This is a genomic window from Antrihabitans cavernicola (assembly GCF_008297975.1).
GTDB lineage: Bacteria > Actinomycetota > Actinomycetes > Mycobacteriales > Mycobacteriaceae > Antrihabitans > Antrihabitans cavernicola.
Map to the genome: position 1 here is coordinate 86,748 of NZ_VLNY01000015.1, position 23,811 is coordinate 110,558.

At 63.2% G+C, this 23,811-nt stretch carries 28 protein-coding genes; 20 read left to right on the forward strand and 8 right to left on the reverse strand.

The genetic code is table 11. The annotated features are described in order from the left end of the window. Positions 1-75: 75 nt before the first annotated feature. The 11 genes from FOY51_RS22845 to FOY51_RS22890 all read left to right on the forward strand — a co-directional run bounded on the left by FOY51_RS22845 (position 76) and on the right by FOY51_RS22890 (position 9,163). Positions 76-945 carry a MerR family transcriptional regulator gene (locus FOY51_RS22845; RefSeq protein WP_149432577.1) on the forward strand — a complete coding sequence of 290 codons (870 nt, stop codon included), beginning with the start codon at positions 76-78 and terminating at the stop codon, positions 943-945. Between the two features lie 61 nt (positions 946-1,006). Next, positions 1,007-2,635 (forward strand): exopolysaccharide biosynthesis polyprenyl glycosylphosphotransferase, encoded by a 1,629-nt coding sequence (locus FOY51_RS22850; RefSeq protein WP_214633139.1) that lies wholly within the window; start codon positions 1,007-1,009, stop codon positions 2,633-2,635. Between the two features lie 156 nt (positions 2,636-2,791). Further along, positions 2,792-3,019, forward strand: coding sequence for an urea transporter (locus tag FOY51_RS27420; protein WP_214633140.1), 228 nt, complete (start codon positions 2,792-2,794; stop codon positions 3,017-3,019). After that, entirely contained in the window at positions 2,965-3,582 is a 618-nt protein-coding gene (locus FOY51_RS22855; protein ID WP_235916665.1) for an urea transporter, read from the forward strand. The genes FOY51_RS27420 and FOY51_RS22855 overlap by 55 nt, the downstream gene beginning before the upstream one ends. A 51-nt stretch (positions 3,583-3,633) precedes the next feature. Beyond that, complete coding sequence (locus FOY51_RS22860) at positions 3,634-3,939, forward strand: urease subunit gamma (protein ID WP_149432578.1); 306 nt, start codon at positions 3,634-3,636, stop codon at positions 3,937-3,939. 3 nt (positions 3,940-3,942) lie between these two features. Next, entirely contained in the window at positions 3,943-4,746 is an 804-nt protein-coding gene (locus FOY51_RS22865) for a sirohydrochlorin chelatase (protein ID WP_149432579.1), read from the forward strand. Between the two features lie 9 nt (positions 4,747-4,755). Continuing rightward, the gene (locus FOY51_RS22870; protein ID WP_149432580.1) at positions 4,756-5,151 is read left to right on the forward strand and encodes an urease subunit beta; all 396 of its coding nucleotides are present in this window, start codon (positions 4,756-4,758) and stop codon (positions 5,149-5,151) included. Then, entirely contained in the window at positions 5,148-6,887 is a 1,740-nt protein-coding gene (ureC, locus tag FOY51_RS22875) for an urease subunit alpha (RefSeq protein WP_149432581.1), read from the forward strand. The genes FOY51_RS22870 and ureC overlap by 4 nt, the downstream gene beginning before the upstream one ends. A 7-nt stretch (positions 6,888-6,894) precedes the next feature. After that, complete coding sequence (locus tag FOY51_RS22880; protein WP_149432582.1) at positions 6,895-7,584, forward strand: urease accessory protein UreF; 690 nt, start codon at positions 6,895-6,897, stop codon at positions 7,582-7,584. 17 nt (positions 7,585-7,601) lie between these two features. Beyond that, positions 7,602-8,222 carry an urease accessory protein UreG gene (ureG, locus tag FOY51_RS22885; RefSeq protein WP_149432583.1) on the forward strand — a complete coding sequence of 207 codons (621 nt, stop codon included), beginning with the start codon at positions 7,602-7,604 and terminating at the stop codon, positions 8,220-8,222. Then, positions 8,219-9,163 carry an urease accessory protein UreD gene (locus tag FOY51_RS22890; protein ID WP_235916658.1) on the forward strand — a complete coding sequence of 315 codons (945 nt, stop codon included), beginning with the start codon at positions 8,219-8,221 and terminating at the stop codon, positions 9,161-9,163. Before ureG ends, FOY51_RS22890 begins: the two co-directional genes overlap by 4 nt. Here the strand turns inward: FOY51_RS22890 and FOY51_RS22895 are convergent. Together FOY51_RS22895 and FOY51_RS22900 are read right to left on the reverse strand one after the other, a co-directional pair. Then, positions 9,160-9,960 (reverse strand): crotonase/enoyl-CoA hydratase family protein, encoded by an 801-nt coding sequence (locus FOY51_RS22895; protein WP_149432584.1) that lies wholly within the window; start codon positions 9,958-9,960, stop codon positions 9,160-9,162. The genes FOY51_RS22890 and FOY51_RS22895 overlap by 4 nt on opposite strands. Positions 9,961-10,079: 119 nt before the next feature. Further along, entirely contained in the window at positions 10,080-12,170 is a 2,091-nt protein-coding gene (locus tag FOY51_RS22900) for a putative bifunctional diguanylate cyclase/phosphodiesterase (protein WP_149432585.1), read from the reverse strand. Positions 12,171-12,232: 62 nt separating this feature from the next. On the opposite strand from FOY51_RS22900, the gene FOY51_RS22905 reads away from it, so the two are divergent. After that, the gene (locus tag FOY51_RS22905) at positions 12,233-13,039 is read left to right on the forward strand and encodes an SAM-dependent methyltransferase (RefSeq protein ID WP_149432586.1); all 807 of its coding nucleotides are present in this window, start codon (positions 12,233-12,235) and stop codon (positions 13,037-13,039) included. 55 nt (positions 13,040-13,094) lie between these two features. Here FOY51_RS22905 and FOY51_RS22910 read toward each other — a convergent pair whose 3' ends face one another. Beyond that, the gene (locus FOY51_RS22910; RefSeq protein ID WP_149432587.1) at positions 13,095-14,060 is read right to left on the reverse strand and encodes a prenyltransferase/squalene oxidase repeat-containing protein; all 966 of its coding nucleotides are present in this window, start codon (positions 14,058-14,060) and stop codon (positions 13,095-13,097) included. Between the two features lie 24 nt (positions 14,061-14,084). After that, entirely contained in the window at positions 14,085-14,552 is a 468-nt protein-coding gene (locus tag FOY51_RS22915; protein WP_235916661.1) for a nitroreductase/quinone reductase family protein, read from the reverse strand. A gap of 71 nt (positions 14,553-14,623) precedes the next feature. Here FOY51_RS22915 and FOY51_RS22920 point away from each other — a divergent pair, with 71 nt between their 5' ends. The 4 genes from FOY51_RS22920 to FOY51_RS22935 are packed head-to-tail and all read left to right on the forward strand — an operon-like array spanning position 14,624 to position 16,086. Next, positions 14,624-14,941: an ArsR/SmtB family transcription factor gene (locus tag FOY51_RS22920; protein WP_149432588.1), complete on the forward strand. Its 318-nt coding sequence runs from the start codon at positions 14,624-14,626 to the stop codon at positions 14,939-14,941. Then, positions 14,934-15,377, forward strand: coding sequence for an SRPBCC family protein (locus FOY51_RS22925; RefSeq protein ID WP_149432589.1), 444 nt, complete (start codon positions 14,934-14,936; stop codon positions 15,375-15,377). Before FOY51_RS22920 ends, FOY51_RS22925 begins: the two co-directional genes overlap by 8 nt. An 11-nt stretch (positions 15,378-15,388) precedes the next feature. After that, entirely contained in the window at positions 15,389-15,748 is a 360-nt protein-coding gene (locus FOY51_RS22930; protein WP_149432590.1) for a nuclear transport factor 2 family protein, read from the forward strand. A 2-nt stretch (positions 15,749-15,750) separates the two neighbouring features. After that, positions 15,751-16,086, forward strand: a complete 336-nt coding sequence (locus FOY51_RS22935) for a TfoX/Sxy family protein (protein WP_149432591.1) — start codon at positions 15,751-15,753, stop codon at positions 16,084-16,086. On the opposite strand, the gene FOY51_RS22940 is transcribed toward FOY51_RS22935, so the two are convergent. Both FOY51_RS22940 and FOY51_RS22945 read right to left on the reverse strand, forming a co-directional pair. Further along, entirely contained in the window at positions 16,072-17,247 is a 1,176-nt protein-coding gene (locus tag FOY51_RS22940; RefSeq protein WP_149432592.1) for a fatty acid desaturase family protein, read from the reverse strand. The genes FOY51_RS22935 and FOY51_RS22940 overlap by 15 nt on opposite strands. Before the next feature lie 9 nt (positions 17,248-17,256). Continuing rightward, positions 17,257-18,348, reverse strand: coding sequence for a ferredoxin reductase (locus FOY51_RS22945; RefSeq protein WP_149432593.1), 1,092 nt, complete (start codon positions 18,346-18,348; stop codon positions 17,257-17,259). Positions 18,349-18,435: 87 nt separating this feature from the next. On the opposite strand from FOY51_RS22945, the gene FOY51_RS22950 reads away from it, so the two are divergent. Beyond that, positions 18,436-19,668 (forward strand): PucR family transcriptional regulator, encoded by a 1,233-nt coding sequence (locus FOY51_RS22950; RefSeq protein ID WP_149432594.1) that lies wholly within the window; start codon positions 18,436-18,438, stop codon positions 19,666-19,668. Here the strand turns inward: FOY51_RS22950 and FOY51_RS22955 are convergent. Further along, a complete protein-coding gene (locus tag FOY51_RS22955; RefSeq protein WP_149432595.1) occupies positions 19,646-21,298 on the reverse strand; it encodes an acetolactate synthase large subunit in 1,653 nt (550 codons plus the stop codon). The genes FOY51_RS22950 and FOY51_RS22955 overlap by 23 nt on opposite strands. An 87-nt stretch (positions 21,299-21,385) precedes the next feature. On the opposite strand from FOY51_RS22955, the gene FOY51_RS27310 reads away from it, so the two are divergent. Genes FOY51_RS27310 through FOY51_RS22965 form a run of 3 tightly spaced genes read left to right on the forward strand, consistent with a single transcriptional unit; the run spans position 21,386 to position 22,923 of the window. Continuing rightward, positions 21,386-21,550 carry a hypothetical protein gene (locus FOY51_RS27310; protein WP_187776436.1) on the forward strand — a complete coding sequence of 55 codons (165 nt, stop codon included), beginning with the start codon at positions 21,386-21,388 and terminating at the stop codon, positions 21,548-21,550. Positions 21,551-21,571: 21 nt separating this feature from the next. After that, entirely contained in the window at positions 21,572-22,042 is a 471-nt protein-coding gene (locus FOY51_RS22960) for a MarR family winged helix-turn-helix transcriptional regulator (protein WP_149432596.1), read from the forward strand. Next, positions 22,039-22,923: a hypothetical protein gene (locus FOY51_RS22965; RefSeq protein ID WP_149432597.1), complete on the forward strand. Its 885-nt coding sequence runs from the start codon at positions 22,039-22,041 to the stop codon at positions 22,921-22,923. Before FOY51_RS22960 ends, FOY51_RS22965 begins: the two co-directional genes overlap by 4 nt. Before the next feature lie 220 nt (positions 22,924-23,143). On the opposite strand, the gene FOY51_RS22970 is transcribed toward FOY51_RS22965, so the two are convergent. Continuing rightward, positions 23,144-23,608, reverse strand: coding sequence for a DIP1984 family protein (locus tag FOY51_RS22970; protein ID WP_149432598.1), 465 nt, complete (start codon positions 23,606-23,608; stop codon positions 23,144-23,146). Positions 23,609-23,811 lie beyond the last annotated feature (203 nt).

Here is a 23,811-nt window from a genome sequence, read left to right on the forward strand (position 1 = left end):
GACAATAGCCGGTCGAATCGGATAGCTGCGGCATCGGCTTGACTCTCCACCTGCAGTAGCTACGAAGGTGAAGAGATGACAGACCACGCGCTTTACTCGATCGGCGACGCAGCACAACGCACTGGACTGCCGGTCAAAACCATTCGGTTCTACGCCGATCGCGGAATCGTGCCTGCAGCCGGCCACACCGCGACCGGATATCGGCTCTACGATCAGGCTGCGCTGGCCCGCTTGGATCTTGTTCGATCCTTGCGAAATCTCGGCCTGGATCTGGCGACGATAACCGCGGTGTTGCGTCGTGGGGAACTGCTTCCCGATGTCGCCGCAACTCACGCGCACGCACTCGCCTCCGAGATCCGGGTGCTACGGCTTCGCCGAGCCGTACTTGCGAAGGTGGCCGACGGTGAGCTGGATCCGAAGCAGCTCAGCACTCTCGCCCAATTGTCGGACGACGGCCGCGCCCGGGTGGTCGACGAGTTTCTGGCCGCCGTCTTCGGCAATCTTTCCGACCTCGACGGGATCGTGCGGACCCTGGCGCCGGACCTGCCGGACGATCCGAGTGTCGAGCAGATCGAGGCCTGGGTCGAGCTCGCTGAGCTCAGTCGCGATGCCGAGTTCCGAGCGAGCTTCAGGCGTGTCGTCGAGTGCTTTGCCGACGAGCGAGCTCGTCGCGACTCTCCGATCTTGCAGCGTGATCTCGCGGCCCGATTGTGCGACGTTGTCGCGCCCGCTCTTGCCGCGGGGCTGGACCCCGCATCCGCAGAGGCCGCCACGCTCGTGGCCGGATTGGGAGATGCCGATCGATTACGGTCGTGGCTCGTGGATGTGGCCGACCCGCGGCGCGAGCGGTACCTGCGACTCTTGGCAGTCATCAATGGGTGGCAGGTACCGGAAAGCCAAGCGTCGGTCTTCCAGTGGGCGGCGCGAGCGCTACGCGCCGGATAGCCGACCAATCCCCGCGCGAATAACGAGTAACAAAAGACTCTCTATTCAGTATGTATGTCTCGTGGCCGGGGAAAATGTCGCGGACGGCAAGCCGTCCGACAGCGGAGACGTGAAAGATCCCGTTGTAAAGGATGCTGCCGTCAACGCGGGAGTAGACGACGAGGTTGCCGACGCAGTCATCGCCAAAGCCATCGACATAGTTGCGATCTCCGAGGCTGCCGCAGCGCTGCAGATACCCGTCGTGCATCAACGCGGTCCGATGCGGCCGGGGCAACTCCGATCGGTGCGTGCGCGCCAGTCCAGACGGCTCGCATCGCACGCATTCCGCGCCGTCGACGTGCTGTTGGTCCTTGCCGTGACCGTGGTGCTGGTGGTCCGTGCAGCACCTGGTTCAGCTCTGCAAGCGCCTATTGCGTTGGTCGCGCCGTTCGTCCTCGGTTTACTCGTCCTCAACCACGTCTTGACGGCCATCGGCGTCTATCGCTTCGATCGCAGCACCAGTTGGTACTACCACCTCGCGATGGTCGTCGGGATTACCGTGTTCGTCGGCGCCTGCACTGCCGGAGTCGCCGACCTGCTGGACTCGACAGGCGTTGCGCGAGAGGCCATTCGGTGGTGGGCACCCATCGCCGTCCTCGGCCTCGCGGTACTGCACCTGCTCTGGTGGGCCCAAGTTCGGCATTGGCGCAAACGGCACTGGCTGACACCCAACATCGTGTTGGTCGGCGCGACCGCGCGTGCGGAGCATCTCATCAACGAGGCGCTCGCCAGGGGCGACATCAACGTCCTCGGGGTATTCGACGACAGGCTGGAACGCTCGCCGATGAACGTCCTCGGCGTACCGATGCTGGGCAACACCGATGCGCTGTTGACGCACCGCGTCATGCCACATGTCGACTTGATCGTCGTCACCGTCGACCCCTCTGCGACGGCGCGGGTGCGCGAGATCATGGCCAAGCTGTCTGTCCTCCCGAACCCGATCACGATGGTGGTCGATCAAGAAGACGAGACCGCGCGCATCGCCGCCGTCGCACATCTTGCCGACGCACCCCTCGCACCACTGGGACGCGCGACCGATCCCGATCGCAAGGCGATAGCCAAGCGGGTACAGGACCTGACGGTGGCGATTCCGATGTTGGTGGCCGTGCTGCCCGTCCTGGTCGTGACAGCGATCGCCGTGAAGATCGACAGCCGCGGGCCGATCTTGTTCCGGCAGAAACGTCACGGTTTCCACAACGAGGCGATCATGGTGATGAAGTTCCGCAGCATGCGCCACGCTGCAGCGGACGCCAAAGCAGAGCGCCAAGTGACGGCGAACGACGACCGTGTCACGAGGGTCGGCCGCTTTCTCCGCAAGACCAGCCTCGACGAGTTGCCACAGTTGTTCAACGTTCTGCACGGCGAGATGTCGTTGGTCGGTCCGCGGCCACACGCGATCGGGATGAAGACCGGCGACACCGAATCGTCGCAACTGGTAGCCGATTACGCACACCGACACCGCATCAAGCCCGGCCTCACCGGGTGGGCCGCGGTACACGGGTCCCGGGGGCCGCTGCACCTGCCCGCCGACGTGAAGCGGCGCGTCGCGCTCGATGTCGAATACATCGAACGTCAGTCGTTGGGCCTCGATCTCAAGATCATGTTCTTGACGTTGCCTGCCCTTCTTGGCGACAGGTCATCGATTCGTTGACGGTCGCTAGAGCGTGTCCCGTTTGCGAGCTTCTGGCCTGAAGTTCACGGAACCCCAAGTCGCAGGCAATGATTCGATGCGCGAACGCCACTCGCGGGTTTCCTTGCTGCGTTAGTGTCGGGTGATGGTTACGACCTGGCGGCCCTAGGGGAGGCAATGGCGTCCGAAACGGCCCTCGAGCCCAGCAGGCCCGCGCTCGCCCGTAACCCGACCGGTGTCGTCGCACCGCTGCTGCGCGGTCTCGCCCAGGTCGACTTCATGCCAAGTGCGCTCTGCGGTGCAATCTTCGCGGCAGGTCCCTCGCCGTCGGCGGTGCCATCGTCGCGACAATCGCGTCCGCCGCGGTCGCCGGCGTCCTCGGCACCTGGAACATACCGACGCTGACAATTCCGTTCTGCCTCATCGCATCGGTGATGACCATTTCTGCTCCGAATTTTCAACACATCTGGAATGGGCGCGCCGCCGAAACAGGTTTGGGTCAGCCGGTTCTCGGCAGGACCGACCTAGTGTGGAGCGACATCTGGCGAGCCTTCTTCGCCAGCTTCGCGCAGATCTTCCTGGCACCGCAGTGGTATGTCGGGGCGATCTTTCTACTCGGGATACTGGTCGCGAGCCGACGAGCAGCTTTGGTCGCGTCGATCGGCAGCATCGTCGGAATCGCCATCGCGTGGACACTCGGTTCCCCGGCACAGGACATACGGGCAGGACTGCTCGGCTACAACGCGGTACTCGTCACACTGGCACTCGACGGAGTTTTCGTGATGGCAACCGGCTGGGGCCTCGCATTTGCGATCATCGGAGCGGGAGCGTCGACAGCGGTGTCCGGCGCCCTGGCGGAAACGTTCGCTCCGATAGGCGGTCACACCCTTACGTGGCCTTATTGCCTTACGACGCTTACGTTCTTATTGGCGGTCCCGTCACTGCCACGGCTACACAGATCCGACTGAGTTTCACATCCGCATCGCCGCTCCTGCTCCACCCCGCTGAAAGGACACCCAATGAATCTCAGTCCTCGCGAGATCGACAAGCTCTACATCTTCGTCGTCGCCGATCTTGCGCGTAAGCGACGTGGCCGGGGGCTGAAACTCAACTACAGCGAAGCGGTCGCCCTGATCAGCGAAGCGATCGTCGAAGGTGCCCGCGACGGTAAGACCGTTGCCGAGTGCATGGAACTGGGCGGCAAGGTGATCAACAACGACGACGTGATGCCCGGCGTACGCGACATGACCCCGCTCATTCAGGTGGAAGCGACGTTCCTCGACGGAACCAAGCTGGTGTCCTGTCACGACCCGATCGGCGCTTGACCGATGAGTCCTGTTGCCAGCGTGCTGTTCTCGCTCGGCCACGAGGACGGTAATTCCGGCACACAGTGGCTGTGCGACGGCGAGCAGTCGAGTTCGGCGGGACGCGATCTCACGAACGCGATAGCACAAGCCGCCACTGACGCCCCGGGCCCGATCTGCGTCGTACCGATGGCGCTCGGGCGTGATCCGCGGGTGATCGCGGACTCCGCTCGCGCTGCCAACTGGGCCGTCGACAACGGCCTCTCCGGTCGCATCGCGCTGACGGCGCCTTTCGGTACCGCCGATCACCTCATCGGCTGGTTGCGAGCCGCGGCTACGCGCTCACCCGTCGGACCCGACCGCGCCCTGTTGATCACCGCCCCAGCATCGAATCCCTTCGACGACGCCGAATTGTTCCGTATCGCCCGCCTCGTCCGCCAGTACGGCAAACACAGGTGGGTCGAGGTCGCCTTCGTCGACGGTGATCCCGATATCGCCGACGGCATCGACAGGTGCCGACGACTGCGTGCCGAGACGGTACGCCTGGTCCCCGCCGGTTTCGGTGTATCGGCATCGCCGGACATCCTGGCGCGACCGGACACCGAAGACGGCGGACCCCTGCTCGCCTCGGGGGCGATTCGCGGCGTCATCACCGCACGGGTTGCGGTAGCACTCGATCGGCTCGCGCACGGCGACAACGGAATCCATGTCGGTCTCGATGCCGAGCAAGGCCATGGGTACGCGCATTCGCACGGGCAGACCGGTCATGGACACGGCCACTCGCACGGTGCACACACGCATTCTCATCACCACGGAAACGACAGGTAGGAGCCCGACATGTCAGCAGGTGCGCACTACATCTACGGTGACGATCCGGTGGAGATCAATGTCGGTCGCAAGAAAGCGACTGTGCGAGTGAGCAATACGGGCGACCGCGCTATCCAGGTCGGCTCGCACTACCACTTCTTCGAAGCCAACCGCGAGCTGGAATTCGATCGTGAGGCGGCCTACGGAATGCATCTCGACATCGCGTCCGGTACCGCCGTTCGGTTCGAGCCCGGCGACACTCGCGAGGTTTCGCTGTGTGCGTACGGCGGTAGCGGTCGCATCGTCGGGTTCAGCAATCTGGTCAACGGCGGACTGTATTCGGCCGACACCAAGACCGTCGCGTTGCGACGCGCGTCCGAACTGCATTTCCAGGGTACGAAGACCGAGAAGGGCGCACGCAAATGACGACGCTGCCACGCAAGGCCTACACCGATCTGTACGGCGCGACGGTCGGTGATCGCTTCAAGCTTGCGGACACCAACTTGGTGGTCGAAGTCGAAAAAGACTGGAACACAGGGTTTCACGGTGACGAGGCGGTCTACGGTGGCGGCAAGTCGATCCGCGACGGTATGGCGCAGGACCCGACGACCAATGCCGTGCAGGGTGCACTCGACCTGGTCATCACCAATGCCGTGATTCTGGATGCCGTCATCGGAGTCGTGAAGGGCGACATCGGAATCAAGGACGGTCTGATCGTCGCGGTGGGTAAATCGGGAAACCCGCACACCCAGGACGGAGTGCATCCGCGCATGGTGATCGGCGCAGGCACCGAAGTGATTTCCGGCGAGCACCTGATCGCCACCGCTGGTGGTATCGACACCCACATCCATTTCATTGCGCCGCAACAGGTTCAGGAGGCGCTGTCCAATGGCATCACCACACTGATCGGCGGCGGCACCGGGCCCACCGACGGCACCAAAGGCACCACCTGTACCCCGGGGCCGTGGAACATCGGCCGGATGCTGCAGGCAGTCGAAGAACTGCCGGTCAACGTCGGCCTCCTCGGCAAGGGCAACAACGCCCTCCCCCAGGCGCTGGCGGAGCAGGTGGAGGCCGGCGCGTGCGGGTTGAAGATTCACGAAGACTGGGGTGCGACACCTGCGTCGATCCATGCCGCACTCGAAGTAGCCGACGTCTACGACGTTGCGGTTGCCATCCACACCGACACGCTCAACGAGTCCGGCTTCTATGAGGACACCGTCTCGGCGATCGACGGGCGTGCAATTCACACATTCCACACCGAAGGTGCGGGTGGCGGGCACGCGCCCGACATCATGCGCATAGCCGGGGAGCCGAACGTACTTCCCGCATCGACCAATCCGACCCTGCCGTACACGGTCAACTCCGTCGACGAGCTTCTGGACATGGTGATGGTGTGCCATCACCTCAGCCACGACATCCCGGAGGACGTATCCTTCGCCGATTCGCGCGTGCGCGCGGAAACCATTGCGGCGGAGACGGTTCTGCACGACGAGGGCGTTATTTCGATCTTCTCGTCGGATTCGCAGGCAATGGGCCGCGTCGGCGAATCGTGGACGCGCGCGTTCCAGACCGCGCATCACTGCAAGGACAAGCGGGGCCCGCTTCCCGAAGATGTCGGCGAGGACGGCACGTCGCGCAACGACAACTTTCGGGTCCTGCGCTACATCGCGAAGATGACCATCAACCCGGCGCTGGCCAGCGGGGTTGCCGACTACATCGGGTCGATCGAGGCAGGCAAACTCGCCGACATCGTGCTGTGGCCGATCAATGCGTTCGGTGCCAAGCCGGCGGTGATCGTCAAGGGCGGCATGATTTGTTGGGCGCAGATGGGCGACCCGAACGGCTCGATTCCGACACCGCAGCCGTCGTACTACCGACCGATGTTCGGGGCGCTGGGTCGCGCGATGCAGGCGACGCGAGTGACGTTCATGTCGCAGGCTGGAATCGACAACGGGATTCCTGCCCAGTTGGGACTCAACAGCCAGATCCTGCCCGTCCGGCACTGCAGGTCCGTGGCGAAGAGCGACATGGTGCGCAACAACGCACTTCCGATCATCAAGGTCGATCCCGACACGTACGAGGTCACGCTCGACGGCGAGCCGGCGACCATCGAACCCGCGACATCGCTGCCGTTGACACAGCTGTTCTATCTGGTGTGACGGTGTCATGAGCGGACTCGATGCGTTGTTGGTCAGCCTGCAGCTGAGCGATTCCGCTTTTCCCAGTGGCTTCTACACGTTGTCGCACGGACTGGAGGGTTACGCGCAGGCGAAGGCGATCGACGCGGAATCGCTACCTCGGTTGCTGGCTGATCTGTTGCGACACTCGGTGGGGCCGTCGGATGCGACGGCACTGGCACTCGCCCACCGCGCGGCACTCGGCGGCGACTGGGAAACGGTGATTGCTGTCGATCGGCGGTTGCAGGCTGCCAAGCTCAATCGTGAAGTCAGCGTGGCGGCGACGCGAACAGGGCAGCAGATGCTGGACGTCGCGCAGGAGACATTCGGTGGCCCCATGATCGCGCACTACTGGAACCTCGTCACAGCGAAGCGAGTACCGTGTTGTCAGGCCGTCGCAGCCGGAATCGTCTATGCGGGAACAGGAGTCAGTGCGGAGCGGGCCGTCGCTAGCGATCTGTTCGCGTTCTCGGCAAGCTTCGTGGGTGCGGCGATGCGGCTACGGCTGACCGATCATCGAATCGCGCAGGTGCTGCTGCGCCAGGCCGCCGACGTGATCACGGAGGTGACCGCAGAAGCATTGGTCCGGGAGTTGGCAGACCTCGGTGGCTGCGTACCCATCGCGGACGTCATGTCCGGAATGCACGAGCGGGCCGAAGCTCGACTGTTCGCAACCTAGTTGGGAGAAGGAGTGCCATGACAGGGCAGGTGTTGAAGGTAGGGATCGGAGGCCCGGTCGGATCGGGCAAGACGGCGCTGATCGAGGCGTTGGTGCCAGTGCTCACCGAGCGGGGGCACAAACCCGCGGTCATCACGAACGACATCTACACGCAGGAAGACGCCGAGCACGTCCGGCGCACCCTCGCCGGCATTCTCGACCCCGAGAAGGTGGTGGGAGTCGAGACCGGCGCCTGCCCACATACCGCTGTTCGCGACGATCCCACGATGAACCTGGCAGCGGGTGCCGAACTCCTGGAACGGTTCCCGGATGTGGACACCCTTATCTACGAGTCGGGTGGCGACAATCTGACACTCACCTTCAGCCCAGTGCTCGTCGATATGTTTCTCTTCGTCCTCGATACCGCGGAGGGCGAGAAGATGCCGCGCAAGCGCGGGCCGGGTATCACCGAGTCGGATCTGTTGGTGATCAACAAGATCGACATCGCCCAATACGTGAGAGCGGATGTCAACGTGATGGAGTCCGACGCGAATCGGGTACGCGATGGCCGACCGGTGGTGTTGACCAATTGCCTTACCGGCGTTGGCCTCGAGTACATCGCCGACTTCCTAGAGGCTCGCCGCAAGTTGCCGGTGTGACCGCCGTGTTGCCTCTCGACCGATTCTCGGCCGAGCATTACCAACCTACGCGGGTTCCGCGGGAAGTGCTGCGGCACAGCGGTGTACCGTACATGCTCGGGGTGGGCGCGCCCGGCAAGGTCGGCCTGCTCGAGCTGGGGTTCGAGCGCGTCACCGAGCGCACCGAGTTGGTTCGGCGATATCAGAAGTCACCGCTGCAGATCATGCGACCGCTCTACATCGATCCACTGCGGCCGGACTTGGCCGTCGTGTTTCTGATGTCCACCGGCGGCGGGATCGTGCAGGCAGACCGGCTGCGGATGGATATCGATTGTGGCGCAGACACTTCCGTGCACCTGACGACTCAGGCGGCCACGCGGGTGCATCGCATGGATCGGGACTACGCGACGCAGGTGACGCATCTCGATGTGGGCCCGCGTTCCTACGTCGAATATCTACCCGAGTCGGTCATCCCATACGGCGGCGCCCGGTACTACCAGCAGACGGTGGTGACCGCCGACCCGACGGCGACCATCCTGATCGGCGAGGGCGTGCACACCGGTCGGCATGCTCACGGCGAGCACCATCATTACGACGTGTTCGCATCCGATCTCGAAATACGCCGTCCTGATGGGGATCTGGTGGCTGTCGATGCTGTTCGACTGGATCCCGGCACCGCACCCGTCGCAGGTCCGGGCGTGTTGGGCAATCACACGTTGATGTCGACCTTCTACGCGGTAAGCCCGCTGCGTCCCGCGGCCGACATCGCGACCGCCATTCACACTGCTCTGCAGGGTGCTCCGGTGAGCTTCGGCACCAGTGTGTTGCCGCAGGATTCGGGCGCGTGGGTGCGCGTCCTCGGCAACGATTCTCCAGCGATGGTGGCGGCGATGCGGTCGGTATGGAATGCGGTGCGGCAGTCTCTGATCGACGTTCCTGCACCTGCATTGCGCAAGACTTAATCGCCGGTGAAGTCGGGCGCTCGCTTCTCCAGCATCGCGGCGACCGCTTCGTGGTGATCCGCGGTGTGGTGGGCTATTGCCTGCATTGCGGCGGACAGCTCCAGCAGACTGTCCAGGCTCTGGTGTTGCCCTTCGCGCAGTAGCTTTTTCGTCATTCGCAGCACCTGTGGCGGGTTCGCCGCGACTCGTTCTGCGAGCGCGTGCGCCGCGTCGAGAAGCGCGTCCGGCTCGACCACCTGCGACACCATTCCCCAATCCAGCGCGGTTTGTGCGTCGATGGCTTCGCCGGTGAACGCCATCTCGCTTGCCCGTGCCATGCCGATCGCACGCGGGAGCAACCACGCGCCGCCGTCACCCGGGATGATTCCGACCTTCACGAAACTCTCCGCGAACTTCGCGGTTGTCGATGCGATCCGCAGGTCGCACATCATAGCGAGGTCGCATCCGGCGCCGATAGCAGGACCGTTGACAGCGGCGATCGTCGGGATTTCGCAGTGATACAACGCTTTCGGGATTAGTTGGATGCCGTGTCGATAGCCCTGGCGCAGCTCAGCCGGCGTCCCACCGAACATGCCCTCCTTGTCCCGCATGTGTTTGACGTTGCCTCCCGACGAGAACGCCGGGCCTGCACCGGTCAGGATCGCCACCCGCACAGTGGGATCCTGATTCACAGCGGACACCGCATCTTCGAGCGCTGCGATGGTTTCGCCATCGGAGATCGCATTGCGCGACGCGGGGTTGTTCAAGGTCCAGACGACGACGTTGCCGGTTTGTTCGATCAGAATCGGATCACTCATCGGCTGCTCCAATCGTGGTTTGGACCTTTCGATCTTTCACACTAGACGGGATCGAATGTCTTCCATGCCGAGGACCACGCCTACCGCACCTCCGACCATCAGCCGTTCCAACCGGGTCTTCAAGGATTTGCGTTCTGCAGCAACTCGACGATCCGGTCAGCGCGCGTCGGTCGCGCGAAATGCCAGCCTTGCGCCGAGTCGCACCCAAGGGCCGCAAGCCTTCTCGCTTGATCTTCGGTCTCGACACATTCGGCGGTGACACTGATCCCCATGTTGTGCGCAAGGTCGATGATCGACTTCACTATCAATTCATCGGTCGATCTGTCCGCGCCCTGACCGTCCATCCTCGTGACGAACGGTCCGGCGAGTTTGAGCACGTCCACCGGAAGTTGGCCCAGATAAGCGAGATTCGAATAGCCGGTACCGAAGTCGTCGATCGCGATCGCCACACCGAACGCTGACAGAGCGCGCAGTGATTCCACGGACTGTCTGTCGGTCTGCATGAAGGTCTGCTCGGTGAGTTCGAGTTGCACCGAACGCGGTTCCAGACCGACGGAACTTATCGTCGCCGCGACCCTGCCAGCGAGCGTGGGGTCGGAGACCTGGCGCGACGCGAGGTTGACACTGACAAACGGCGCACGACCGCCGAATTCGTTTTGCCACAGCTTGCAATCACGGCACGACTGCTCCAGCACAAAGGCGTCGATCGCACCGATGAGTCCGTTTTCGTCGGCGAGGTCGATGAATCGGTCCGGGGCCAACCTGCCCATCGTCGGGTGTTGCCAACGCACCAACGCCTCGACACCGAACATCGTTTCATCCGCAAGGCCGACGATCGGCTGGTAGTCGACGAAGAATTCGTTGTTGTCCAGAGCATCCCGCATGGCAAGGGACAGCGCGTATCGCGTCTGCTGCCGAGAGCTGCGCTCGCGATCGAAGAAGGCCAGCCTGTTCCGGCCCTCATCCTTCGCCCAATACATCGTCGTATCAGCGGCTTTCACGAGATCGGTGGCGGTCATGCGATCCACGCGCTCTTCCATCACTCCGATACTCACGGACATTGTCAGTCGATGACCACCGATATCGAACGGCTCGACGAGCGCTTTCAGAACGCTGTCGGCCATCTCGACGACGTCGTTCGATCCGGTCGACTGCGCAACCAGGATCACGAATTCGTCGCCACCCATGCGCGCAACCAGTTGCCCAGGCTCGCTGCCACATTCGCGCAACCGGTGCGCGACGGCCGTCAGGACTTGATCGCCGAAGTCGTGGCCGTAAGTGTCGTTGACGATCTTGAAATGGTCGAGGTCGATGTAGCAGACACCCACCCGCGACTCTGGATCGGCGAATGCGTTCGACAACGCGTCGAAGAACTGTGCCCTGTTCGGCAGGCCGGTCAGATTGTCGTGCGATGCTCTGTGCTGCAACTGCTCTCGCAGCTCGCGCTGTTCCGAAATGTCTTCGACGAGCACCAGCGTGTACTGCGGCAGATCGTCCTGATCGCGAACCAGTGAGACGTTGAGGTTCGTCCACACTGTGCTGCCGTCGCGGCGCAGGTACGGTTTCTCGATCCGCACGCCGTCGATCTCGCCCGCGATCAATTGCGAATACTGTTTCCAGACAGTGTCGTCGTCCTCGGGATGCGCCAGGTCGGCAACGTCGACCGTTGCGCAGAACTCGTCGACGCCATAGCCGAGCATGTTCGCGAATGCTGCGTTGGCCTCGAGGATTCGCCCGGAAACATCGGAGATCGCCGTCCCTACGCCTGCTTGCGCGAACACCGCCCGAAGTCGGGCTTCGCTTGCTCGGAGCTGGCCTTCGACCGCACGACGAGCGGACACATCTGCCGCGCGAAGGCTTTCTTGTTCCGACAGAATCCACCGTCGAAAGGCACCGACGTACCCCGAAGAGAACGATTTCAGAAGCTCGGCCAAACGGCGCTGACCACGAACATCGTCGACAGGCGGTGCGAAGTGCGATTGGATCGCGGCAATGCTTCGTCCGAGCGCTTCATCACCGACGAAATGCGCGCCGGCCAATTGCGCACCGAATTTCACTGCTCGTGCGGGGTCCTCCGCCAATGCGTCGGTGAGGCCCTGTGCGATGTCGTCGATGAATTTTGCGATCTCGGCGGAGTTCATCGGCACCACGTGGTTGCACTCGTTCAGGGCAGCCGTCCACGTCGCAGGAAACTCGATCGACTTCCCCATAATCCGAGACTAGTTGACAGTAAGCTCGCCGCGAGTGCATACCTCGACACCATGGAGGATCGATGACACGACCGAGTTGGGCACCACCGGGGATCGACCTGGATCGGCCGAGTGGCTCACGCGTTTACGACTATTTCCTCGGCGGAATGCACAATTTCGAAATCGACCGGCAACTCGCAGATCAGATCTCCGCATTGTCGCCGCAGGTCGGTGAAACGATGCGCGCAAATCGTAAGATGCTGCGTCGTTGCGTTCGGTTTCTGACAGAAGCGGGCATAACGCAGTTTCTCGATATCGGGTCCGGGATTCCCACAGTCGGCAATGTTCACGAGATCGCACAGGACCGGAATCCGGACGCGAAGGTCCTCTACGTCGACATCGATCCCGTTGCCGTCGCGCACAGCGAGGCGATTCTGCAGGACAACCCCAATGCCGCCATCATTCAGGCAGACTTCTGCGATCCGGACACCATTCTCAGCCACCCCGAAGCGCAGCGGCTGCTCGATTTCAGCAAGCCGATCGCCGTACTGATTCTCGGTGTGATTCATTTCGTGCCCGACGAAGCCAACCCTGCCGTCTCGGTAGCCAGACTCCGCGATGCCGTCGCCCACGGCAGCTACCTCGCGATCGTGCATGCGACCCAGGACGGCCAGCCGCCCGAGGTGCTCGAGGCGCAGAAGCTGTCCGGTCGAACGTCGACGGAAATCAATCTCCGCACCGGCGAGCAGATCTCCGAATACTTCGACGGCCTGACCATGGTGGAGCCCGGGCTGGTGCACCTTCCGCTCTGGCGGCCTGATTCGCCCGAAGACGTTGGCGAGCATCCCGAGCTGACCGGCGCCTACGGCGGGGTTGGGCAGAAGAACTGACGCCGTCGAGATGATGGTTGCGTACACATCGGCCGAGTAGCGACCTACGCAACCATCATCTCGTCGCGTCGAACCAATCCAGCACCCGAGTCGCGAAGAACGTCAACCACTTCGACGGCTCGCCGACTGCAACGTCGATCTCGAACCACACCTCCCCCGGGTGCCGCCTGCTCTGCAGCCAGGTGCCGTCCGGTTGGCGTGCGGCACGGATCAGCTCGATCGCCTCTGCCATACGCGGATCGGGCGCGGTGCCATCGTGCAGCGACGACGCGCGAAAGTAGTCGGCCGCGTTGAGAACGTCGTAGAACCAGCGGAACGGGTACGAGAAGCGTGATATCCACGGTGCGATCGGCTCACCTGTCGACAGTCGTCGAAACAGGCTGCGCTGCAACAGATATTCTTCACCGGCATGACGGGCAGCGGTCGTCGCATCGGTACCACCGGTTGCGACGTCGTAGGCCAGCAAGCCCTTCAGCGAATTCAGCGTGGAGTGCACGGACGATCGAGTGGAGCCTTCTACCCTTTCACAGTTCCAGCCTCCGTCGGGCTGTCGATGCTCGACAAACCAGTCGACGATGCCGGTGATGTCGGCGCCGAGCCACAGGCCGTTGGCCACGGTGAAAGCGTTGATGCAGCAGTCGACTTCGCCGCCCCAGTAAGGCAGGTCGTCGTACTCCCAGCGACTGTTTTCGGCGAGCAACTCCGCGGTGCGACGCCCTCGCAGGATGCCGGAGTCGAGTCCCCACTCCCGCAACGTATTCAGCGTCCACGTCGTCGCTGTGTAGGGCTGGCCGTCCTCGGAACCGTCGAAGTCATGACCTGCCGGGAAGTACGCACCGCCCGCCCACTGCCCGTCCGGCTCCTGCAGTGCGAGCAAGCGCACACCGAAGCCCTCGAACTCGATGCGCGCTCGCGTTGCCTCCCACACCGCGGGCGACACACCCACCAGATCGCGTTCGACCTGCCACCGCAGCGTCGGGTCGGAATCGAGGAGCCACGGGATCAGAGTCCTGCTCATCATCGGGCGATGCTAACCCGAGTTTCGTCAGCGCGGGGTCAGCAGGAATACGCGTGCGCCCGCCTCGAACGCCTTCTTCATATGCTCGGGGTCGGGATCACCCTGCGCCGTGAAGCCGATGTTGTTGAAGTTGGCGAAGTTTCGATTGTCGCGGCAGAGCAGGTCGTAGTACTCGATCACGCCTGCCTCGTCACTGATCACCCGCACGTCGGCGGTACGTCGTTTGCCCTGCAACTGGATTTCGATCGGTTCACCGGTGCGCAGGTTGCGTCCCCACGCGAAACCCGTTCCGATCAGCAGCGCGCCGTCATGTTTGGTGTACGCGACGGGCACGCTGTACTCCCTACCCGATTTACGGCCGACGACATACAACGTGACCAGTCGTTTGCCGATCCCACGCGACACCAGCGGCACGTGCATCAGCGCTCGGGTGACGCCGTTCGCCAGGCCTTGCAGTGCCATCGTTTGCGCATGGCCCGCGTTTGAGGTTGTCATGCCGTCCAGAGTAGGCCGAGCGAGCACGCGTATTCATAAGTACAAACCCTCATTTGTGCTACGGTCGAGACATGGCAGCCGTTCCCGATCTCGACCGGGCTCTCCGCGCCCTCGCCGATTCCAATCGTCGGTCGATCCTTGCTGTTGTGCGGACCGGACCACAGCCGGTCGGGGTGATCGCCGAGGAGGTCGGCCTGTCACAGCAGACGACGTCGCATCACCTCGCGGTGCTGCGCGGCGCCGGCCTGGCCACCAGCACCCGCGACGGCACCCGTCACCTGTTCGCGGTGAATACCGATGGACTGGCAGCGGTGCGGTCGTATCTGGACGAGTTCTGGCCGACCAAACTTGCTGCCCTCAAGAACGCGATCGAGTCACGAAATGGCTGAATACACAGCCTCTGTCGAAATCGAGGCCCACCCCGACGTCGTCTTCGACTATCTGGTGACCGAAGCGGGCATGAATGCCTGGATGGGACAGACCGCCACGCTAGACCCGCGGGCCGGTGGCGAGTTCGCCGTCGGCATCGCAGGGGCAGCGGTACGCGGTCGATATCTCGAGGTCGAGCGCCCACACCGCGTGGTGGTCTCGTGGGGCATGGCGGGCAGCACCGATCTGCCACCCGGCGCCTCGACGGTGGCGTTCACCCTCACACCGATTGCGATCGGCACCAGAGTCGATCTGCTGCATTCGAATCTCCCGGACGCCCAACTCGACGGCCACAACGACGGGTGGACCCACTTCCTCGCGCGCCTTCGAGTCGCCGCTGCCGGAGGTGAAGCGGAAGAAGACAATTGGATGCCGATCGAACACCGACAACGATGAGGAGCACTACCATGACACAGACATCCGCCCACGACATCGTGCTGGCCTATCATCGCGCTTGGACCTGTGGCGACGTCGACGAGGCCATGACACACGTGGCCGACGACATCGTGTGCCGCGCACCAGGTGCCGATCTGACCGGCAAAGAAACATATCGCGGATTCATCGGCGCCTTCGCGCCGAACCTGACCGGCCTGACCGACATCGCGAGCTTCGCGGACGGCGATCACGTCGCGTTGTTCTACTACCCGGAGACGGCTGCGACCACTACCGCGCCGGCGGCGGAGTATTTCACAGTGCGCGACAACAAGATTGCGGAGAGCGTGCTGATCTTCGACAGGCTGTCCTATATGCCGACGAATCAGGAGTAGCTATGACGCGCGCATCGTTGATCGACCGGATTCGCACGGCGCTGTCCGTCGAGCCGACCACCCGCGATGTGGCGATGTTCGGCGGTCTGTCGTTCATGGTGAACGACAGAATGGTCGTCGCCGCGCGCGCCGACGGAAGCCTGCTGGTTCGCATCGATCCACGACGCAGCAGCGAATTGCTCGCCATTCCCGGCGCGGGCCACGCCGAGATGGGCGCCCGCCGTTCCATGGGGACGGGCTGGATAAGCGTTGCTCCGGAATCGATTACGACGAAGGACCGGCTGTCGTTCTGGCTCGACGTCGCACTCGAGTTCAACGGCAGATCACGCAGCGACTGATGCGTCCTGTTCGGCAGGCTTGCGTGTAATCAACCGCGACAACGTCGCTGGTTTCACGGCGGCGGACGCGTCGCGCACGAAGTCGTTGGGCAAGGACAGCCGGAATACCTTCTTCCATGCCGAACCGACTTGCTGCACAAGCGAACCGCTGGTGTAGGTCAGCTGGTAGCGGTCGAACAACGCGCGCACCTGAGGAGCGATCTCCTGGTACCGATTGCTCGGTAGGTCGGGGAACAGGTGGTGCTCGATCTGGAAGGAGAGGTTGCCGGTCATGAAGTGCATGAACGGACGACCGTCGATGTTGGCGGAACCGAGCATCTGACGCAGGTACCACTCGCCACGCGTTTCGCCGTCGATCGACTTCTTCTCGAACGTCTCCACGCCCTCCGGGAAATGCCCGCACATGATGACCGAGTGGGTCCACAGGTTGCGGACCAGGTTTGCGGTCATGTTGGCAGTGAGCGTCGTCAGCGCCGACGGCCCCGACAGCAACGGATGCAGCACATAGTCTTTCGTCATCTGCCGACGAATCTTGCCGAGCACCTTCTTACCGGCACTCTGGAATTCTTCTTTGTCCTTGCGGCCTGCCAGGTACTTGCCGATCTCGAGATCGTATGCGGCGATGCCGTATTCGAAGAAGCACGCGTTGACGAAGTTCCACAACGGTTGTGCAAGGTAGAAGGGCATCCACCGCTGATCCTCGTCCACCCGCATGATGCCGTAGCCGAGATCGTTGTCCTTGCCGATCACGTTGGTGTACGTGTGATGTAACTCGTTGTGCGAGTGCTTCCACATGTCCGCAGGCGAGGCGTTGTCCCACTCCCAGCTTGTCGAGTGGATCGTCGGGTCTCGCATCCAGTCCCATTGGCCGTGCATCACGTTGTGGCCGATCTCCATGTTCTCGACGATCTTCGAGATCGACAGGCCCACAGTGCCTGCCAGCCATGCCGGCGGGAAGAGCGAGAACAGCAGGACGCCTCGACTGGCCAGCTCGAGCTTGCGTTGAAACTCGATCACGTTGCGAATGTAGTTCGCGTCTCGTTCGCCACGGCTCGAAATCACCTGCTGCCGAATGGCATCGAGCTCAACACCGATGTTCTCGATGTCCTCGTCGCTGAGATGAGCGATCGGATTGCTTTCCTTGCGCTGCACAGTAGTCATGGTCTGTCCTCAGAGTTCGATATCGCATGCGCCCGCAGCTGCGGATACACAGGTCTGAATTTGGATGCCGTCACCTGGTGCGGCAGTTGTGATCTCGCCGTTGCGGAGATCACGGACCGCGCCTTCGCGCAGCGGTGCGACACAGCCGAAGCAGATGCCCATCCGGCAGCCCGACGGCATCAGGACGCCGGCAGCTTCGCCCGCGTCGAGCAATGTTTGCGAGCCCGCCACGTCCAGAACGGTGTCGGACTTGCTGAAGGTGACCGTTCCGCCCGCACCGGCCGTGACGATCGTCGGCCGGAACCGCTCGGTGTGCAGGCGGTCGGCAATATCGCGATCGGCCCAGTGCTGTTCGAGGGCGTCGAGCATTCCGGTCGGTCCACAGGCCCAGGTCTCGCGGTCTGCGAAGTCGTCGACCAAGCCATCGAGTTCGGCAACGTCGAGCATGCCGTCGGTGTCGGTGTGTTTCTCCACCAACCGGATTCGACGACTGTGCGCCAGTTGCCGTAGTTCGTCGGCGAAGATGACATCGTTCGACGTCGGCGCGGAATGCACCACGACAATGTCGGCCGATCGGCCTGCGAGGTTTCGAAGCATGCCCATCACAGGCGTGATGCCGCTACCCGCGGTGAGGAACAGAATCTTGCGCGGCAGATCGCTGCCGAGAGTGAATTCGCCTGCGGCACGGTCGAGTTGGACAATGGTGCCCGGTGTTGCGCGCCTGACGAGGTAATTGCTGACCTTGCCGTCGGGAATAGCCTTGACGGTGATCGCAATGTTGCCGTCGACATTGTCGGTGGTCGATGTCAGCGAGTAGGCCCGCCACTGGCGGACACCGTCGACGTCCACACCGACGCGAATGTATTGGCCGGGGATGTGTGTCCGCCAACCGCGTCCTGGCTTGATCACGATGGTCGCAGCGTCGGCGGTCTCGGGGCGGATGGACAGAATCTTGCCTCGCAGGGCGGTACCCGAGCGCAAAGGAACGACGACATCGAGGTAGTCCGCGGGAACCAGAGGGGTTGTCATGGATTCGGCAAGTCTGACGACGCGTTCACGCAGCGCGCCGAGTGCGGACGGCCTGTTCAGCGTTGTGGTCATAGAGCAACTCTGTCCCGCATGTGGGGATAAACTCTTGTCCGTACGGCGTGAACCAAGACGCGAATATTGTTCGACAGGAATAGTTCTATGGCGAAAGATGAGCCTGACCTGGCCTTCCGTCGAGTTTCGGAACTGGAGCTCGACAGTGTGATCGTCGACGCATTGCGAGGCGTATTGCCCGCCGTCGCAGAACAGACAGTGGCCGCGGTCACAGCGGAGGTGCCGAACTATGCGGGCGCTTTTTCCGGACGGATGGGCGAGACGATCCAGAGCGCAGTCCAATGGGCTCTGGGTACGTTTCTGCGGTGGGTGGACCAGTCGGCGGCGTCCGATCTGGATACCCCGATCGGTCCGGCGCTGGAAGGAGCTTACGAACTCGGTCGCGGCGAAGCACGAGGCGGACGCTCCATGGACGCCCTGCAGGCGGCGTACCGCGTGGGCGCTCGCGTGGCATGGCGTGAGTTGTCGGCTACCGCCGTCACCCACGGACTTCCAGCCACGACGGTCGCCAAATTCGCCGAGCTGGTTTTCGCATTCATCGACGAACTGTCCGCCGCAAGCGTTTCAGGGCACGCCGACGAACTGGCGACCTCCGGCCGCGTCCGGCAGCGTTATCTCGAACGACTTGGCCAGCACATCATTGCGGCGGAGTCGGAGGAGGCCCTTCGCGCGAGTGCAGAACGAGCCGGTTGGCAGCCACCGACAACCCTGACCGCGGTGTTGGTGCCCGCCGCACGCGCGCGCAGTGTGGTCACCCAGCTCAGCCCACGGACGCTTCAACTGGTCGAGGACCTGCCGGGCATCGACGCGGACGACGGGATGTCACTGCTGCTCGTCCCCGATATGGACGGCCCCTCTCGACCGGCTCTGCTCGGTGCCGTCGACGGGACCCGCGCGGTGGTCGGTCCTGCACGAGAATGGACGAAGGCAAGTTCTTCCTACTCGCGGGCCCTTCGTGGCCGCGCGTTAGCGTCCGACGACGTCGTCGACACCGACACCCGGCTGGCCGAGCTGGTTCTCGGCGCCGATCTGGAGGCCTTACACGATCTCCGACGTCAGGTTCTTGCGCCCTTGTCGACGTTGAGCCCGAATACCGCCGAGCGCCTGGCCGAAACGCTGCGATCGTGGCTACTTCATCAGGGTCGGCGAAACGATGTCGCAGAAGAGTTGTTCGTACACGCTCAGACCGTGCGTTATCGGATGGGTCAGCTGCGCGAGCTTTACGGCGACAGGCTGGAAGATCCGCGGACAGTACTCGAACTGACTGTGGCGCTGGCGACGAATCCAGACAACGAGGTCAGGGCTGCAACCGACGCTTGACCGCACGCGCCAGCGGCGACGGCAAATGCTCCAGCGAACCCAAGACCCGCGGCATCGCCTTGAGTCTGAACGGAGTGAAGACCTGCGGGATCACAGCCTCGATCAGGTGCGGTCCCGGCTCGGCGAACGCCCGCTGTAATTCGTCCACCAAGTTCTCCGCGTCCTCGACTTGGATAGACGGCACACCCAGTCCAGCGCCGATCGCCACGAAATCGATTGGCGGCGAAGCCAAGTCGAGTTGCGCCTTGGCCTTCGGCCCTGGCTCGCCCGCACCGACGCGGTTCAGCTCGAGGTTGAGGATCGAGTATGCCCGGTTGTTCAGAATCAAGACGGTGACGTCGAGCTGTTCGCGGGCCATCGTCCACAACGACTGGATCGTGTACATCGCCGAACCGTCCGCCTGCAGGGCGAGGACCGGCCGGTCCGGGCACGCGACGGCGGCGCCGACAGCCACGGGCAGGCCTTGCCCGATCGCGCCACCGGTGAGGGTGAGCCAGTCGTGGCGGGGTGCACCGGCCGTGGTCGTCGGCAGGCTGACACCCGATGTCTGGGCCTCGTCGGAGACGATTGCACCCTCGGGGAGAACGTAGCCCACCGCCTCGGACACGCTGTCGGCGGTGAGCTTTCCGCGCGGGCGGTTCGGTCGCGATGGTTGCTGGAGCACAACAGGTTTCGCCTTGCCGCCCAGCCGAGCGGCCAACACCTCCAGTGAGCCGATCACGTCGGAATCGTCGGCGGCGAGGGTGTGAACCTGGCAGCCATCGGGCACCAGATAACTCTTCTTCCCCGGGTAGGCGAAGAAGGACACAGGCGCTTTGGTGTCGATCAGGATCAGGTCCTCCAGGCCGTCCAGTTGCACCGACGCCAGTTCCGCCAAGTACGCAAGCCGCTCGACTACCGGCAGTCGGGCGCCGCGTTCCATGCGGGCCGGGAAGGTCTCGCCGAGCAATCGGGCACCCGTCGTTGCGGCGAGCTGAGCGGCAAGAGTCATCGCCTCTTCACGTAAACCACGCCGCCCCAAGAGGATTGCTGTCTTCCGCCCACGGCCCAGCGCTGTGACGATGGCGTCGAGCGTTGCCTCGTCGGCGATGGTGCCCTGCGGTGCGGGCACGACGGCGCCTACTGCGCCGCCCTCGCCCCACGACACATCCGCCGGAAGTACAAGTGTCGCAACCTGACCGGGTGGGCCCGACGCAATCCGGACCGCCTCGGCAGCATCGGCGCCGAGTTCCTCGGTGCTCTGCGACGTTCGCACCCAGGGCGAGACGTTGCGGGCGACGGTCTCGATGTCGGACTGCAACAGTGCGTCGTACTGCACGTGATAGGTGGCGTGATCGCCGACGATGTTGACGATCGGCACCTTCCCCTTGCGTGCGTTGTGCAGGTTCGCCATGCCGTTACCGAGCCCGGATCCGAGGTGCAGCAGGGTTGCCGCCGGCTTGTCGGCCATTCGCGCGTAGCCGTCGGCGGCTCCGGTCGCCACGCCCTCGAACAGGGCGAGCACAGCGCGCATCTCGGGAACCTCGTCCAGCGCCGCGACGAAATGCATCTCGGACGTACCGGGGTTGGTGAAACAGGTATCCACACCGTTGTCGACCAACGTGCGGATCAGCGATTCTGCACCGTTCATGGGTCGATGATGGGGTGCTCCGGCGGTGATTGCAACGACGTGAGCAACTTGCGACGGGCCAGCCGGCAGCGGAGTAGAACTGAGCACATGGGAAGGCCGGCCGTCGTCGCCCTCTACGTGCTCGCCCTGATAGTCGTCCTTGTCGGGGTGGACGTGCTGATCTTCAGGCAGCACTTCTGGGCACGATTGATGGTGAACATCGGGATTGTCCTGGTATTCGGTGCGTTCTATGTGCGGTTCGCGAGAACGTAATCTCCTGATATAGTGAAGTGTATGCATGATGCAGTACCTTCCTATGATTCGGAAGCGGTGCTGGCGAAGCTGTGGGAACTGACGATCCTGATCAGCAAGGACATGGAACGCGGCCTCGCCGATCGCGGCATCAGCCGGTCCCGGGCAGACCTGTTGACCAGGATCTACTACAGCGACGAGGCACCGACTCAACGCTGGCTGGCGGACCAGCACGGCGTCACGCCACGCAATATGACCGGCCTTCTCGACGGCCTCCAACGCGACGGCATGATCACCAGGTCGCCCCACCCCACCGATCGGCGAGCGACGATCGTCGGGATGACCGACAAAGGCGCCGACTTCATAGGTTCGATGCTCACTGAAACCCATCAGATCGCAGACGGACTTTTCGGTGAATTGCCCGTCGAGGAGCGCGCCCGTTTCGTGGCCACCGTCGACCACGTGATCGCCCGGTATCGATCGATGGTGGCCTCACGGGACGGCACGCCATGACTCGCCTCCGACGGATCGGACCGTGGCTACCACTCGCGGTGTTGGGGATACAGGCGGTCTTCGTCTGGAGCGGTGTGCTCGACCTTCGCGACGCGGTGATCATCGCCGTCGTGCTCGAGGTGCTGCTCTGGTCGGTGCTGCTGGTGCGCTCGGTGACCGCGATCCGGGCTTACCGCAGCAGGCGCGCGTCGGGATCCGATGGTTGGCAGGCCGCCGAACATGCACTGGCACAGGTGATGCCGACTCGTGCTGCACGATGGGTGTTACTCGAGCCGCGCATGTGGGTGTGTCTGGCGTCGTGGATATTCGGCACACAGCCGACCGACGATGCCACGCGGTTCAGTTACAACGCGGGCCGCAAGATCCTGATTTCGACCCTCATCGCGATCACGGCCGTCGACACCGTCGTGATTCACGTTGTGCTGTGGGCGATCTTCGGCAATCACGCGTGGGTGTGGGTCGTGACCGGCCTGGACGTGTACGCGATGCTGTGGTTCCTGGGCTTCTACGCGTCGATGGTGACGCTTCCACATCTGCTCGACGACAAACGCCTCGTGCTGCGTTACGGCGTGTTCGACGAGCTGGTCGTTCCGCGCGCCGCGATCACCGGTGCGCGAACGGCGACAAGGGATCCCACGAGTCGACGTCTGCGAACGGAGGACGACGGAAGCGCCGACTTTTCCTGCGGCACTGCCACAATCGCGCTGGCACTCGACACCGAAGTCTGCCTCTATCGCCGAGGAGACGAGTTTCCCGCCGGTATCAGCACACTGTTCGTCACAGTCGATCAGCCTGGCGAATTCATCTCCACGCTGCGGGCCGATTCGCGCCGCACGGGCCAGATTGCGCCAGCGGCGCGCGAATTCGCCCGCGGGAGTTGAGTTCTGCGGCGGAGGTCCCCGAACCCACCCTCACCGAACGAGATCAGCACGCGGTAGTGCGCAATACGCAATGCGCCGTCACTTGTGCACGATGCTGGGCTGCCCTGTCGGAATCGGGAATCGAACCCGCTGCGCTGCCCTCCGCGCGCCAAGAAGGCTGGGTACCGCCCAGCCGCGGTGTGTGCTCGCCTCTCGTACGGCTACCTGCTCCGCCGCCGCCTCACTCCGCCAGGTCGACCTCCCAGTTGCGTCGCTGAATTTCCACATCGAGTTCACGGAGCTGCCGTGCCAGATCGTCTGCGGTCGAACGCAGCTCGGCCACCGGAAGCGCTGAGACGAACGTCAACTCGGAGCGCAGCTGGCGGCCGTATCCGCCACCGGCGCCTGCTGCAGCATCGGCGGCAGCAGTGATCGTCTTGTGGCGCAGTCTCAGCACATCCCGACGCGCGAGCGCATCTGTCATCGTGCCGTCCCCGACGGCCGCGGCAGCATTGGTCTTGTTGATCCGGCGGATCAGCGATTCCAACTCGTCGAAGACCGCCTCGGCATCTGCGACCAACGCAGCTGCGTTCTCAGCGGGCGTCTCGCCCTCCTGATAGCGCGCGTTGCCGACGATCCGGGTTCGGAGTTGCTCCGCCTTGCGCGCGTTGTCCGCCCGCAATGCCAGTGCTTCAGCCAGTTTCATGTTGCCTCCTTTCAGCGGCTACGAGTATTGCCCGGTCATGATCGGTGCGCCATCGAATTGCGGCGCTTCGGCAAGTTCAGTGTAGGAATTCATCGAAGGCGTCGGCCGAACGGGTGATCGACCTGCGTTTTCTCAACTTCGTGTCGGAGACTGATTCTCAACATCTTGTCGGAATCCTCAGATCGGGGATTCGCGAAGGGGCC

Coding starts and splice junctions, on each gene's coding strand:
- FOY51_RS22845 (WP_149432577.1), top strand. CDS start 76: ATGACAGACCACGCGCTTTACTCGATCGGCGACGCAGCACAACGCACT.
- FOY51_RS27420 (WP_214633140.1), top strand. CDS start 2,792: ATGGCGTCCGAAACGGCCCTCGAGCCCAGCAGGCCCGCGCTCGCCCGT.
- FOY51_RS22860 (WP_149432578.1), top strand. CDS start 3,634: ATGAATCTCAGTCCTCGCGAGATCGACAAGCTCTACATCTTCGTCGTC.
- FOY51_RS22865 (WP_149432579.1), top strand. CDS start 3,943: ATGAGTCCTGTTGCCAGCGTGCTGTTCTCGCTCGGCCACGAGGACGGT.
- FOY51_RS22870 (WP_149432580.1), top strand. CDS start 4,756: ATGTCAGCAGGTGCGCACTACATCTACGGTGACGATCCGGTGGAGATC.
- ureC (WP_149432581.1), top strand. CDS start 5,148: ATGACGACGCTGCCACGCAAGGCCTACACCGATCTGTACGGCGCGACG.
- FOY51_RS22880 (WP_149432582.1), top strand. CDS start 6,895: ATGAGCGGACTCGATGCGTTGTTGGTCAGCCTGCAGCTGAGCGATTCC.
- ureG (WP_149432583.1), top strand. CDS start 7,602: ATGACAGGGCAGGTGTTGAAGGTAGGGATCGGAGGCCCGGTCGGATCG.
- FOY51_RS22895 (WP_149432584.1), bottom strand. CDS start 9,960: ATGAGTGATCCGATTCTGATCGAACAAACCGGCAACGTCGTCGTCTGG.
- FOY51_RS22900 (WP_149432585.1), bottom strand. CDS start 12,170: ATGGGGAAGTCGATCGAGTTTCCTGCGACGTGGACGGCTGCCCTGAAC.
- FOY51_RS22905 (WP_149432586.1), top strand. CDS start 12,233: ATGACACGACCGAGTTGGGCACCACCGGGGATCGACCTGGATCGGCCG.
- FOY51_RS22910 (WP_149432587.1), bottom strand. CDS start 14,060: ATGATGAGCAGGACTCTGATCCCGTGGCTCCTCGATTCCGACCCGACG.
- FOY51_RS22915 (WP_235916661.1), bottom strand. CDS start 14,552: ATGACAACCTCAAACGCGGGCCATGCGCAAACGATGGCACTGCAAGGC.
- FOY51_RS22920 (WP_149432588.1), top strand. CDS start 14,624: ATGGCAGCCGTTCCCGATCTCGACCGGGCTCTCCGCGCCCTCGCCGAT.
- FOY51_RS22925 (WP_149432589.1), top strand. CDS start 14,934: ATGGCTGAATACACAGCCTCTGTCGAAATCGAGGCCCACCCCGACGTC.
- FOY51_RS22930 (WP_149432590.1), top strand. CDS start 15,389: ATGACACAGACATCCGCCCACGACATCGTGCTGGCCTATCATCGCGCT.
- FOY51_RS22935 (WP_149432591.1), top strand. CDS start 15,751: ATGACGCGCGCATCGTTGATCGACCGGATTCGCACGGCGCTGTCCGTC.
- FOY51_RS22940 (WP_149432592.1), bottom strand. CDS start 17,247: ATGACTACTGTGCAGCGCAAGGAAAGCAATCCGATCGCTCATCTCAGC.
- FOY51_RS22945 (WP_149432593.1), bottom strand. CDS start 18,348: ATGACCACAACGCTGAACAGGCCGTCCGCACTCGGCGCGCTGCGTGAA.
- FOY51_RS22950 (WP_149432594.1), top strand. CDS start 18,436: ATGGCGAAAGATGAGCCTGACCTGGCCTTCCGTCGAGTTTCGGAACTG.
- FOY51_RS22955 (WP_149432595.1), bottom strand. CDS start 21,298: ATGAACGGTGCAGAATCGCTGATCCGCACGTTGGTCGACAACGGTGTG.
- FOY51_RS27310 (WP_187776436.1), top strand. CDS start 21,386: ATGGGAAGGCCGGCCGTCGTCGCCCTCTACGTGCTCGCCCTGATAGTC.
- FOY51_RS22960 (WP_149432596.1), top strand. CDS start 21,572: ATGCATGATGCAGTACCTTCCTATGATTCGGAAGCGGTGCTGGCGAAG.
- FOY51_RS22965 (WP_149432597.1), top strand. CDS start 22,039: ATGACTCGCCTCCGACGGATCGGACCGTGGCTACCACTCGCGGTGTTG.
- FOY51_RS22970 (WP_149432598.1), bottom strand. CDS start 23,608: ATGAAACTGGCTGAAGCACTGGCATTGCGGGCGGACAACGCGCGCAAG.